The sequence below is a fragment of the Nonomuraea fuscirosea genome (assembly GCF_003001935.1).
GTDB lineage: Bacteria > Actinomycetota > Actinomycetes > Streptosporangiales > Streptosporangiaceae > Nonomuraea > Nonomuraea fuscirosea.
In genome coordinates this window covers 240157-252995 of sequence record NZ_PVNG01000020.1, presented here as the reverse complement: position 1 = coordinate 252995, position 12839 = coordinate 240157, and the positions used below count along the sequence as shown (strand labels likewise).

General features: G+C 69.5%; 11 protein-coding genes. 5 read left to right on the top strand and 6 right to left on the bottom strand.

Features of this window, described 5'->3' with window-relative positions:
• Together B0I32_RS39350 and B0I32_RS39345 are read right to left on the bottom strand one after the other, a co-directional pair.
• A partial coding sequence (locus tag B0I32_RS39350; protein ID WP_181308284.1) for a roadblock/LC7 domain-containing protein occupies nt 1–137 on the bottom strand: 137 nt, incomplete at its 3' end.
• Nucleotides 134–2911, bottom strand: coding sequence for a sensor histidine kinase (locus B0I32_RS39345; RefSeq protein ID WP_181308282.1), 2778 nt, complete (start codon nt 2909–2911; stop codon nt 134–136). The genes B0I32_RS39350 and B0I32_RS39345, both read right to left, overlap by 4 nt.
• 609 nt (nt 2912–3520) lie before the next feature.
• Between B0I32_RS39345 and B0I32_RS39340 the strand changes: the two genes are divergently transcribed.
• From B0I32_RS39340 to B0I32_RS39320, 5 genes are all read left to right on the top strand, one after another.
• Nucleotides 3521–4522, top strand: a complete 1002-nt coding sequence (locus B0I32_RS39340) for an ABC transporter substrate-binding protein (protein ID WP_106248370.1) — start codon at nt 3521–3523, stop codon at nt 4520–4522.
• A complete protein-coding gene (locus tag B0I32_RS39335) occupies nt 4519–5334 on the top strand; it encodes an ABC transporter permease (RefSeq protein ID WP_106248369.1) in 816 nt (271 codons plus the stop codon). The genes B0I32_RS39340 and B0I32_RS39335 overlap by 4 nt, the downstream gene beginning before the upstream one ends.
• 11 nt (nt 5335–5345) lie before the next feature.
• Nucleotides 5346–6134 carry an ABC transporter permease gene (locus tag B0I32_RS39330; RefSeq protein ID WP_245956308.1) on the top strand — a complete coding sequence of 263 codons (789 nt, stop codon included), beginning with the start codon at nt 5346–5348 and terminating at the stop codon, nt 6132–6134.
• Between the two features lie 169 nt (nt 6135–6303).
• Nucleotides 6304–7074, top strand: a complete 771-nt coding sequence (locus tag B0I32_RS39325) for an ABC transporter ATP-binding protein (protein ID WP_219912230.1) — start codon at nt 6304–6306, stop codon at nt 7072–7074.
• An 83-nt stretch (nt 7075–7157) separates the two neighbouring features.
• On the top strand, nt 7158–8024 hold the full coding sequence (locus B0I32_RS39320) for a DUF4429 domain-containing protein (protein ID WP_106248422.1): 867 nt from the start codon (nt 7158–7160) through the stop codon (nt 8022–8024).
• Between the two features lie 52 nt (nt 8025–8076).
• Here B0I32_RS39320 and B0I32_RS39315 read toward each other — a convergent pair whose 3' ends face one another.
• The 4 genes from B0I32_RS39315 to B0I32_RS39300 are packed head-to-tail and all read right to left on the bottom strand — an operon-like array spanning nt 8077 to nt 12737.
• Nucleotides 8077–8655 (bottom strand): GTP-binding protein, encoded by a 579-nt coding sequence (locus tag B0I32_RS39315; RefSeq protein WP_106248363.1) that lies wholly within the window; start codon nt 8653–8655, stop codon nt 8077–8079.
• On the bottom strand, nt 8636–9043 hold the full coding sequence (locus tag B0I32_RS39310) for a DUF742 domain-containing protein (RefSeq protein ID WP_245956307.1): 408 nt from the start codon (nt 9041–9043) through the stop codon (nt 8636–8638). The genes B0I32_RS39315 and B0I32_RS39310 overlap by 20 nt, the downstream gene beginning before the upstream one ends.
• Before the next feature lie 20 nt (nt 9044–9063).
• Nucleotides 9064–9486, bottom strand: coding sequence for a roadblock/LC7 domain-containing protein (locus B0I32_RS39305; RefSeq protein ID WP_090935862.1), 423 nt, complete (start codon nt 9484–9486; stop codon nt 9064–9066).
• A complete protein-coding gene (locus B0I32_RS39300; protein ID WP_181308280.1) occupies nt 9483–12737 on the bottom strand; it encodes a sensor histidine kinase in 3255 nt (1084 codons plus the stop codon). The genes B0I32_RS39305 and B0I32_RS39300 overlap by 4 nt, the downstream gene beginning before the upstream one ends.
• Nucleotides 12738–12839 lie beyond the last annotated feature (102 nt).

Sequence of the window (12839 nt, the reverse complement as noted above, 5' to 3'; positions counted from 1 at the left end):
GCCGGAAAACCCGCCGACGCCGCCAACGGCAAACCATCAGACGAGACCACCACCGCGTGCGCGACCCCCGGCACCGTGCTGACGAAGTCCGTGATCAGCCAGTCGACACCGCGCGCCGCGTGGCTGAGGTCGTTCATAGGCCCTCCTCCCTTTCGTTGTTCTTCGGGCCGGCGGGGAACGCCTTGCCGTCGGTGATGTCATCGCGTGCCGCCCTGAAGCCCTGCTGGAAGCTGGACAGCCGGTTGCGGATCCGATCCGGTGACACCGACGGCATCGGTGTCACGCCCTTGGGTGAGGCTCCCGTGTCCGCCGAGCCCGGGACCAGGTTGGCCTTGGGCACCCGTTTGGGCAGGCCCGCCGCCGTCGATCCGTCTCGTACCGGCTCCACTACCGCCTCCGCCGCGCTCCAGCCCGCGTCCGCCTTCGAGGAGCCCCAGCTCGCGCCGTTCGTGTCGCGCCCGAACCAGGCGGACTCGACGGCGGCGAAGATCGGCAGGTAGTCGTCGCCGGCGGACGCGGGCGGTGCCGCCGGCATGGGGCCTGTGACGCCGGAGTCGGACGGGGGGAAGTCGAACCCCGGCCGCTGCGACGGGTTGGTGTCCTGGTTCCAGCCGCCGGGAGGCGCTCCTGGAACGGGTCGTTTGGGCAGAGCCCCCCGGTCGCCGTTCCAGCTGGAGCCGCCGCGGGGCGGCGTCCAGATGTCACCGCCGTCGGGACCGCCGCCGCGCGGTTCGGGCGGCCAGGCAGTGGGGTCGGGCTGCCAGGGTGGCGGCGCTCCCCAGTTGCCGCCGCCGCCGTCCGGGTTGGAGGGGAAGGACGGATGTCCCGGCCCCATCTGGAACGTCGGCTGCGGCCAGTCGGTGGCCGGCGGCGCGGGATGCGGCCCCGAGTAGGGCTCGCCGCCCGGTGCTCCGGGTCCGGCCGGCCCGCTCCCCGCGCCGGCGAAGGCCGTCGGCTGGTTGCCGGAGAACTGGGGCGGCTGGTTGCCGGAGAAGGACGGCATGCCGGCGAAGTTGGGCGCCTGGGAGCCGAGCATGTTCTCGGGGATCAGCACCATCGCGGTCAGGCCGCCCGAGGCGTGCGGGCGTAACTGCACCCGGATGCCGTGGCGGTGCGCCAGCCTGGCGACCACGAACAGGCCCATGCGGCGCGACACCGAGACGTCCACGCTCGGCGCGTCCGTCAGCCGCTCGTTGGCCTGGACCAGCTCCTCCTGGGTCATGCCGATGCCGGAGTCGGTGATCGACAGCATCACGCCGCCGCCGTCGATCCGGCTGCCCGACACCGTCACCCTGGTCTCGCGCGGCGAGAACGACAGCGCGTTCTCCACCAGCTCGGCGAGCAGGTGGATGACGTCGTTGACGGCCTGCCCGGCGACCGACACGCCGTCGGGGACCTGGAGCACCACCCGCTCGTAGTTCTCGACCTCGGACAGGGAGGCGCGGGCCACGTCGACCAGCTTCACCGGCTGGCTCCAGCGGCGCGGCGGGTCCTGGCCGGCGAGCACCAGCAGGTTCTCGCTGTTACGGCGCATGCGGGTGGCCAGGTGGTCCAGCTTGAACAGGTTGCCCAGCCGGTTCTCGTCCTGCTCGCCCTGCTCCAGACCGTCGATCAGGGTGATCTGCCGCTCCACCAGCGTCTGACTGCGGCGTGACAGGTTCACGAACATCGCGTTGACGTTGCTGCGCAGCCGGGCCTCCTCGCCCGCCAGCCGCACCGCCTCGCGGTGCACCTCGTCGAACGCCCGCGCGACTTCACCGATCTCGTCGTGTGTGTCCACGCCGATCGGCAGCACGGGGCCGACCGTGCCGTCACCGCTGTCGCGCAGGCCCTGGACGGTCTCCGGCAGTCGCTGCCCGGCGATGTCGAGCGCCTCCCTGCGCAGCCTGCGCAGTGGCCTGATGAGCGAGCGGGCGATGAGCGAGATGATCGCGATGACCACGATCAGCAGCAGCAGGATGAGCCCGCCGGAGATCATCGCCGACCGGTTGGCCCCCTCGACCAGGCCCCGCGCGCGCAGGATGACGGAGGAGGACAGCTCCTTCTCCACGGCGCGCAGTGCGTCGATCTTGCCGGTGCTGACCTCGAACCAGGTGGCCACGTCCCGGTCGGGCCGCAGGCCGATGCTCAGCGCCTTGCCCTCGGCCGACTGCGCCATGGCGCGCAGCCTGAACAGGTCGGTCTGGTCGACGTCCCGGCCGACGACGGTGTTGCGGTAGAGCTCCAGCTGGTCGAGGTTCGACAGCGTGGCGAACAGCGTCTCCTCGCTCTCCTCACGCGACTTGGCGTCGGTGAGCGCGTCGAGCTCGCCGCTGTCGAAGCCCTTCTTGTCCAGCGCGCTGGCCAGGATGCCGCGCTGCTTGGACGCCTGCTCCTTGGCCCTGGCGATGGCGGCCATCGAGCCGGCGCTGTGGGCGACCTGGTCGTCCACAGCCACCTGGCCGACCTGGTCGTGGAACTGCAGCAGGGCCGCGATGATCTCGGAGTACTTGCGGATCATCGGCAGCGGCTGGATCTTGCCGTTGACGGCGGTCTCGCGCAGGGTCGGGATCTCCTCCAGGCGGCGCAGCACCGGCCGCACGGCTTCGCCGTGGGTGTCGCTGAGCGCGATCGCCCGCTGCTTGGCCTCGTTGATGAGGCCGTTCACCCCGCTGTAGGTCGTGCGGAGCTGGGCCTCGCGGTTGTCCGGCCGGCCCTGGGCGATGTAGAGAGCGGTCTCGTCGCGTTCGAAGGAGAGGTCGTGCGTGACCGCGCCGAGCTGCTGGCTGAGCTCGGCGACCTCTCTGAGGGTCTCGTACGTGTTCGCGTCGCTGAGGGAGGTGACGACGTTCAGCCCGCCCAGGCCCACGGCGACGGCGGTGGGTACGACGATCAGCGCGATCAGGCGCGACCGCACGTGCCAGTTGCCCAATCCGAACCTCTTTGAAGAGGAAGAGGGTTTGGACAGCCTGCGCTTCTGATGGCCGTGCGACTCGCGGTCAGCGGAAGCTTCAGCGCTCTGCGTTCTCACTGCCTTCGCAACCTCTCGCCCGTGAGGGAATTCCCGGTTATTGCAGGTCTTGCGCGTGGGGCAATATGTGCATCGAGATAAGCGCCATTTGAGCACAGGGCTCGATCAGGGCCAACCACTCTTAATGCCCCGATGAGGTGTTCGTCCCTATATGTCCGGAAAAAGCGGCAGAATCATACCAGCACGTTCTAGCTGGTGAAACAGGCAATGGGAGATCGTTCCACGAGCCGCCGCCTGACTCGCGGAAAAGATCGAATGACGGGCCTCACGAGCACCCGATGTCCCGCTGGTTACCTCCAATCCCAAACCGGACAAACATCAGGATTCTTGCGGGTCGTCAAATTTTCACGATATAGCGGTAAACAGACATTGCAACCACAAGTGTTATCTTCACGATAATGACCACACATTTGGTGCTACCGTCGATCCCTGTTGTGCGTCAGGCACACAGCCCCCGGGAGCAGAAGCCACCCGGTCCCCCCCTGGCTCCATCTGAAGGGAGTCCCTGACATGAGGCTTGGCCGTTCCGCCAGGGCCGCCATCATCGGGTTCGCTTTGACACTCGGCGCCGTGGCGTGCAGCACCGGCGGCGCATCCACCGCCAGCGCGCCGCCGTCGGCACCCGCCAACGGCGGCCTGGAGAAGACCCAGCTCAAGATCGCAACCCTGCCCGCCATCGACAGCGCCGCCCTGTACGTGGCCATCGATCAGGGGCTCTTCGAGAAGGAGGGACTGGAGGTCACCCCGCAGATCGTCCAGGCCGCGCCCGAGGCGATCCCCATGCTGGTCAAGGGCGAGATCGACGCGATGTTCGGTAACTACGTCTCGATGTTCGCCGCCCATGACAAGAACGCGCTGAAGCTGCGCATCCTGGCCGAGGGCTCTCGCGCAGCCCCCGACTCGCTCAGCATCATGGCGCTGCCCAACTCGCCCATCAAGACGCCGAAGGACCTCGAAGGCAAGACGATCAACGTCAACGTCCTGCACAACTTCCAGGAGCTGGCGCTCACCCAGGTGCTCAAGGCCAACAACGTCGACCCGGCCACCATCAAGTACGTCCAGGTGACGTTCCAGAACATCATGCCGTCGTGGAAGGACGGCCAGATCGACGCCGCCTACCTGGGCGAGCCGATGGTCACCGCGGCCACGGCCGGCATGGGAGCCCGCAAGATCCTCGACCCCGCCTCCGGGCCGGCCGCAGAGTTCCCCATCTCGGGCTACGTCAGCACCCAGGGCTGGTACGACGAGAACCCGAAGGTGTCGGCCGCCTTCCAGCGGGCCATCCACAACGCGGCCAAGCTGATGGAGAACAACCGTGAGGTGGTGGCCAAGGTGCTGCCCACCTTCACCCAGATCGACGCCGGCACCGCCGCCACCGTGACCTTCCCGTACTTCTCCAGCAACGACAACCCGGTCCGCCTCCAGCGGGTGGCCGACTGGATGCTGGAAGCCAAGTGGCTGACCAAGCCGATCGAAGTCAAGTCCCTCATGTCGCCCACCACGTCGGGGTGAGCGCTCAGACCCTGTCCCGCGCCGTCCCGGCGTCCGCCACCACCCGGTGGCGGCGCCGGGCGACCGGGGCTGTCTGCTTCGCCGCGCTGATCGAGCTGCTCAGCAGGACCGGGGTCGCCGATCCCGAGTTCCTGCCGCCCGCCACGGAGATCGTGGGCCGGGCGGCCACGCTGCTGCTCGACGCGGATTTCCGCGCGCACGCCCTGACCAGCGCGCTGGCCTGGGCCATCGGGCTCGGCCTCGCGGCGCTGGTCGCGGTGCCGCTCGGCCTGCTGCTCGGCAGCGTGCCGATCATCGACGCGGCCACCCGCTCGGTCGTGGAGTTCCTGCGGCCGATCCCGTCCGTGGCGCTGATCCCGCTGGTGGCCCTGGTCATCGGCACGGGGTTGCAGCACCGCGTGGCGCTGGTCGTCTACGCCTCCCTGTGGCCCATCCTCTACAACACGATGTACGGCCTGCGCGGCGTCGACCCGCTGGCCAAGGAGTCGCTGCGCGCCTACGGCTTCGGCCCCCTCGCCGTGCTGCGACGCGTGTCGCTGCCGTCGGCGGCGCCCTTCATCGCCACCGGCGTCCGGCTGGCGGCCGGGGTGGCGCTCATCCTGACCGTCAGCACCGAGATCGTGGCCGGGCGGGGCGAGGGCATCGGCGTGTTCATCTACTTCGCCGGCATCGCCGTGCCCGCGCGGATGGCCGACATCCTGGCCGGGGTGTTCTGGGTCGGGCTGTTCGGCGTCGCGGTCAACGCCCTGCTGGTGGCGGCCGAGCGGCGAGCCTTCCGCTGGCACCACGCGCAGTGGGGAGAGCGGGAATGAGGGGCAGGGGCATGCGGACGGCCGTCTTCCGGCTGCTGGTCCTCGTCGGGCTCGTCGCGATCTGGGAGGCGGGCACGTGGGCGGCGGACAACCCGTTCTTCCCCCGGCCGAGCACCATCGTGGTGCGGATGCACGAGCTGTGGTTCTCCGGGCCGCCGACCGCGTTGTTCCTCACCGAAGGGGCCGTGGCGGACATCCTGCCCAGCCTGGGCCGGATGGCGCTCGGGTTCGCCGGCGGCGCTCTGGGCGGAGTCGTGCTCGGGCTGGCGGTGGGGCTGTCGGCGCGGGTCTACGACTACCTCGACGGCGTGCTGCAGTTCCTGCGCGCGATCCCGCCGCCCGCGCTGGTGACCGTCTTCCTGGTGCTGTTCGGTTTCGGGTTGCGGATGCAACTGGCGTTCATCATGTTCAGCATCGTCTGGCCGGTGCTGCTCAACACCGCCGACGGGGCCCGCTCGGTGGAGCCGCTGCACCTGCAGACCTGCCAGGCGTTCCGGCTGTCGCGGGCCGAGCGGTTGTTCCGGGTGATCCTGCCCTCGGCGCTGCCCAAGATGTTCGCCGGGCTGCGGCTGGCCCTGTCGCTCTCCCTCATCGTCATGGTCTTCTCCGAGCTGCTGCCCGGCACCACGAACGGGATCGGCTTCCAGCTCACCTTCGCCTACCAGAGTTTCGACCTGCCCGCCATGTGGGCCGGCATCGTGCTGCTCGGGGTGCTCGGCTACCTGCTCAACGAGCTGTTCCTGGTCGTCGAGCGCCGGGTGCTCGCCTGGCACCACGCCGCCCAGCGGCTGGTCGGATAGGGGGCTTATGAGGCTGTCACTCCCATGGCGATGCCGAACGTGCAAGAGTAAGATCACGCCCTGAATAGGTTTACCTGACTGACATGTCTAGCTTTTCCCCCTCCGCTAGAGTCGTTGCGACTCCTCAAGAGTCACCGCGCTGTCCGCGGTCTCGCCCCTAGGACCTCCATTGCTCGAGATAGACAACCTTTCCCATGTGTACGGCGGCGGCACCCCCAACGAGCACCACGCCATCGACGGGCTCAACCTGAGCGTCGCCGAGGGCGAACTGCTCTGCATCGTCGGTCCCTCGGGCTGCGGGAAGTCGACGCTGCTGCGCTCCATCGCCGGTCTGATCACGCCGACGGGCGGCCAGGTCAAGGTCGAGGGCAACCTGGTGCGCCAGACGCCCGACAACCTCGCCGTGGTCTTCCAGGACTACAGCCGCTCGCTGTTCCCGTGGATGTCGGTCGCCGACAACGTGGCCCTGCCGCTGCGCCGCAAGAACATGGACAAGAGCCGGCGCCGCGAGGCCGCCCAGGAGGCCCTGGAGTCGGTGGGCCTGGAGGCCGCGGGACGCAAATACCCGTTCCAGCTGTCGGGCGGCATGCAGCAGCGGGTGGCCATCGCCAGGGCGCTGGCCTACCGGCCGACGCTGATGCTGATGGACGAGCCGTTCGGCTCGGTGGACGCGCAGACCAGGGAGGACCTGGAGGACCTGGTGCTCAAGGTCCGCGGCCACCACCAGATGACGATCGTGCTCATCACGCACGACATCGACGAGAGCGTCTACGTGGGCGACCGCGTGGTGGTGCTGTCCAAGGCGCCCGCGCACGTGGTCGGCGACCTCAAGGTCGACCTGCCCGGGCCGCGCGACCAGATCACCACCCGCGAGCACCCCGACTTCGTGCACCTGCGCGCCGAGGTCGGACGCCTCGTCCGCGGCCACGCCACGGTCTAGGGCGGTTCCCTCCGCATCCGCCCCGAGGCCCTTCTGCCCCGTGTGCCGTCCTTGTGCGCTCGTGAACGCATAGCCTGGTGAAGGTGGAGGATCTTTTAACCGGCCGGGGATGCAGTTGGACGTTCGGCCCTGACGCACTGACCATCGCACCGGGGCCGGGCAAGGCTCCGAAACTGCTCGCCGAACTCGGCGAGCGCGTCATGCCCTACGCGGCGCTGTCCGACGTCACGCTGACCCGGGGCAGGCGCGGCACGGTGGTGCTGCGGGCGATCCCCAGGCGGGGGGCCGATCCCGTGCTGGCGGCCGCGGCCGGGCAGCTCAAGGAGCGCGAGGACCCGTACCTGCTGGTGCTGCCCGCCGACAAGGAGACGCTCGCCGACTACTACGCGCAGGAGCTGCGCTCGGCCGTCACCGAGCGCGGTCCGGCCGGACGCTTCCTCGTCGACCCGCCTCCGGTGCCCCGGGCCTTCAAGGCGTGGGACGGCGCGGCCACGTTCGACGGCGAGACCGTCACCTTCACCTGGTTCTGGTCGGGCGCCTCGACGGCCAAGTACGCCACCGGCGACCAGCGCTACGAGCTGGCCGAACTGGAGGGCGTCGAGTGGCACGCGCCCGAGGGGGCCAGCGGGTCGATGCGGCTGAAGGTGCGCGGCCGGCGGATGCCGCTCGATCCCAACAAGGACCCGGCCTCCGTCGTCTTCTCGCTCGGCTACGGCGCCACGCACCAGTCGTTGCCCTTCGCCGCCGCCGTGCTGGCCGCTCTCGGCTCCTCCGGCGGATCCGGGACTCCTGAGGCGGTCGAGGCGTCCAAGTCGCCAGAGGCGCCTGCGGCGCCCCGCTGGAACGAGGTGACCGAACTGATCGCCAGGCTGGGCGAGCTGCGCGACGCCGGGGTGCTGTCGGAGGAGGAGTTCCAGGCCAAGAAGACCGAGCTGCTGTCCCGCCTCTGACCCGCCGGGCCGGTCGCGGGCGGGCCCGATGAGCCCGCCCGCGCCGAGCCGGTTACACCGGCGTGTGCATGTGGCGGGTCAGGGCGTGCTCCACCAACGTGATCAGGGTGGATTTCACCGATTCGCGCTGCCGGGCGTCGAGCCGCACGATCGGGATGTGGCCGCCGATCGACAGCGCCTCCCTGAGCTCGTCCTCCTGGTGCGCGAACTGACCGTCCCAGCCGTTGATGCCGATGACGAAGGGCAGTTTCGCCTCTTCGAAGTAGTCGATGGCCGGGAAGCTGTCGGCCAGGCGGCGGGTGTCCACCAGGACGACCGCGCCGATGGCCCCGCGTACGAGGTCGTCCCACATGAACCAGAACCGGTGCTGTCCGGGCGTGCCGAACAGGTACAGGATCAGGTCACGGTCGAGCGAGACCCGGCCGAAGTCCATGGCGACGGTCGTGGTGGTCTTGTTCGGAGTGAGAGAGACGTCGTCCACGTGCGCGGAAGCGTCTGTCATGACCGCTTCCGTGGTGAGCGGCAGAATCTCCGAGACCGCCCCCACGAACGTCGTCTTCCCCACGCCGAAGCCCCCGGCCACGACGATCTTCGTCGAGGTTAGGCCGGGGCTAGAGCCTGCGAAGTCCACTGAGCACCCTTTCGAGCAAGTTGAGGTCCGGCTTTCCCGCGTCCAGCGCAGGCTGGTGCACGCGGATCAGGCCTTCCGACGCCATGTCGGCGATCAGCACCCGGACCACACCAAGAGGCTGGCGTAAAAGGGCGGAGATCTCGGCAACCGACCGGACGTTCCGGGTCAGCTGAATGATCGCCTGATACTCCGGACTAAGTAGGGAAATGTCTTGGTATTCAGACGTCACGGAGGACACGAGTGCCTCCATGGCGAACTTCATCCGCGGCGCAGTGCGCCCTCCGGTCACGGCATAGGGCCGTACCAGAGAGCTCGGTTTCTGCGGACGGGGAGCCGCCGGATGCGGCGGAGTGCTATCACCAGCCCAACCCTGCTGACCTGACACCATATCTCCTGTCACCGCCCAAACTAGCGGGGGCGGGCCGCTTGCAGCTCAGCGCGTACGGCCGGGGTCAGCACCTGGCCGGCCCGCTCGACCAGCAGGGTCATCTGGTACGCGACCAGACCCATGTCACAGTCGGGAGCAGCCAGGACCGCCAAGCAGGAGCCATCGCTGATCGACATGATCATCAAGAGCCCGCGCTGCATCTCGATAACGGTCTGGGTCACCATACCGCCCTCGAAAACCCGCGCGGCGCCCTGGGTGAGACTGATCACGCCGGAGGCGACCGCGGCGAGCTGATCGGCCCGGTCCTTGGGAAAACCCTCGGAGAAGGCCAGCGGCAACCCGTCAGACGACACCACGACCGTGTGAGCGACGCCTGGCACGTTGTTCACGAAGTCCGTGATCAGCCAGCTTATACCGCGCGCTCCCTGGCTCATTTCTCTCATTTGTCCTCCTCATTCTCTTCTCCGCGGGTGAACGCCCGGCCTTGCCGGACACCCTGCTGGAAGCTGGAGAGCCGGCTGCGCAACCGCTCCGGTGAGATCTGGGGTGCCGGTGACGTGGCCTGGGGCTCGGCGAGACTGGCCGTGCCCGGCACCAGGTTGGCCTTGGGAACGCGGCGGGGCAGGCCCGACTGCGTCGTCCCGGCCTGCTGGGGTTGGGCCGCGGCCTGCGCGGCCTGGAAGCCGGAGTCCGCGGGCGACGACCAGGTCGCGCCCGCGCCGGAGGCGCCGGGCGTGCGCTGCGGCAGCCCGGACCTGCTCAGCGTGTGCTGGTTCTGCGCGGGGGGCGCCGGCGGGGCCGCGGGCGGCGGCGGGTCGGCGGGGATGGCCGGATGCACGGCCGTGATCTCCGGCTCGCTCTCCGGCTCCGGGTGGCGCAGCAGATCCGGCTCGGGCTGGCGCAGCACCTCGGGGTCCGGCCGGCGGAACCAGTCCGAACCGACCGACGAGAAGATCGGCAGGAACTCCTCGCTCGACTCCTCCATGGGAGAGTTGCGGACCGCGGGCAGCGGGCCCGTCATGTCCTGCGAGGAGTAGTCGCCGGGGCCGAACCGGCTGTACTGGCCGTTGCCGTTCTGCTCGAACTGGTCGACGGGCTTGGGCTCGTCGGCGAACGGCGAGTGGTAGTTGTCGCCGAAGACCGGCTTGGGCCGCTCCTCCGCCTCGAACAGCGACCTGCGCGGCGCCGGGTCCGAGAACGACGTCCAGCGCGGCTCCTCCTGGGGCTGCTGCTGCGGCGGCTCGGTGGCGAAGGACGGCCAGCGCGGCTCGTCGTCCTGCATGGGAGGCGGCTGCTCGGCGAACGACGGCCACCTGTTCTCGGCGAACGGCTGCGGTTCGGCGGCCGGCGGGGCCTCCTCCGCGAACGAGGGCCAGCGCTGCTCGCCGAACGGTTGCGGCTGCGGCGGCACGGCCGGGGGCTCCTCGGCGCCGAACGGCGGCCAGCGGGGCTCGTCGGCGGCCGGCTGCGGCTGCTCGTAGGACGGCTGCTCGTAGGAGGGCGGCTGCTCGCCGAAGGCGGCGGGCTGCTGCTCACCGAACGAGGGCCAGTTGCCGGTGCCCGGCACCGGCAGCGAGCCCGGCCACTGGGTGTCGACGACCTGGTCGGGAGCGTCGTCGAAGGAGGGGTGGCCCTGCATGCCGTTCGGCGACTGCGGGCCGTACTGGCTCGGGTCGAACGTGGTGAAGGCCTCGTACTGGCCGCCCTGCTGCGGCAGGCCCTGCCCGTTGCTGATGAGCATGTCGGGCATCATCACGAGCGCGCTCAGGCCGCCGGTCTCACGCATGCTCAGCTGGACGCGGACGCCGTGGCGCAGGGCCAGGCGGCCGACCACGAACAGGCCCATGCGCCGGGAGACGGAGACGTCCACGACGGGCGGGTTGGCCAGGCGCCAGTTGGCCTCGGCCAGCTCCTCCTGGCTCATGCCGATGCCGAGGTCGTTGATGGAGACCATCACGCCGCCCTCGACGGGCGTGCTGGTGACGGTGACCTTGCTCTCGCGCGGCGAGAAGGAGATGGCGTTCTCGATCAGCTCGGCGAGCAGGTGGACGGCGTCGGTGACGGCGGGGCCGACGATGAGGGTGCCGGACGGGATCTGGATCTGCACCCGCTCGTAGTTCTCGACCTCCGACAGCGAGGCGCGGGCGATGTCGACCAGCGGCACCGGCTCGCTCCACTTGCGCGCGGCCTCCTGGCCGGCGAGGACCAGGAGGTTCTCGCTGTTGCGGCGCATGCGGGTGGCCAGGTGGTCGAGGCGGAACAGGTTCGCCAGCCGGTTCTCGTCCTCCTCACCCTGCTCCAGGCCCTCGATGAGCTGCAGCTGCCGCTCGACCAGCGTCTGGCTGCGGCGGGAGAGGTTGACGAACATCGCGTTGACGTTGGCGCGCAGCTTGGCCTCGTCACCGGCCAGCCGGATCGCCTCACGGTGGACCTCGTCGAACGCCCGCGCCACTTCCCCGATCTCGTCGCGGGTGTTGACGCCGACCGACGGCACCTCGGGCACCTGCGCACCCTCACCGGACTCGCGCAGCACGCGGACGGTGTCGGGCAGCCGGGTCGTGGCGACCTGGAGCGCCTCGGCGCGCAGCCGGCGCAGCGGGCGGACCAGCGAGCCGGCCACGCGGGTGGTGATCACCAGGACGAGGAGCAGCAGGACGAGGATCAGCGCGCCCGAGATGATGGCGTTGCGCTGCTCGGTGTCGCTCAGGTCGCGGGTGCTGGCCACGATCTTGGTGGCCAGGCCGTTCTCGACCTTGCGCATCGCGTCGGTCGTGGTGTCGGTGCTCTTGAACCAGGTGTCGAGGTCGCGGACGAGGGTGGGGGTGGTGACGTCGAGGTCCCTGATCCGGTTGCCGTCGCTCACCTGCGCCAGCGCGCGCTGGCGCATGGCGTCGGCGAGGTCGACCTCCTGACCCCTGACCCCCTGCTGGTAGGCCTTGAGGTCCTCGGGGCCGGCCTCCTGCTCGAACGCGGCCAGCTCGGCCTGCTGCTTGTTCCACGAGCCGAGGAAGTCCGACCAGTCGGCGGCGTCGATCCTGCGCTGCACGAGGGTGACGATGAGGATGATCTGCTGCCGCGAGACCTCCTCCTTGACCTGCTGCAGCGAGTTGAGCGCGGCCACGTCGCCCTGGAGCGCGTCGTCGCTGACGCCGTCGCCCAGGTCTCCCTGGATGGAGGAGAACACGTCGATCATCGTGCTGTACGTGCCGATGGAGGCGCGGGCGGGCACGTTGCCGACCATGGAGGAGCGGAGGCTGTCGAGGCCGTCGAGCCAGCGGCGCATGTTCACGACGCCCTCGCGCACACGGACCGAGTGCGCGGCGTCGATGGCGCTGGAGGCGGACAGCACGTCCGTCTTGGCCTTGTCGGTGGCCTGCCGCTGCGTCTTCAGCTTGACGAAGCGCTGTCCCTTGCGGCGGTCGGCGACGAACCACGCGGTGAGCGTGCGCTCCTTGGCGAGCTCGTGGTTGAGCGCCCCGATGCGCTGGACCAGCTCCGCCACCTGGCTGAGCCGGCGGTATTCGGCGCTGGTGCCGATGGAGTTGGCCAGCTGGACACCGGCGAGCAGCACGCCCACGACCGTGGGGATGAGGATGAGCGCGACCAGCCTCGACCGCACACGCCAGTTCGCCAGCCGGAACCGTCCGCCTGTGTACTCCCCCGACCTGGTGTGCCTGGGGTCTTTCGTCCTCACTGAGTCTCGCAACCTCTCGCCGGTACGTGCTCGAAGAAAATCAGACACGCGTGGGGCGCATGGGATTCTGTCCGGCTGGGTAATTGGAACACAACCCGTACC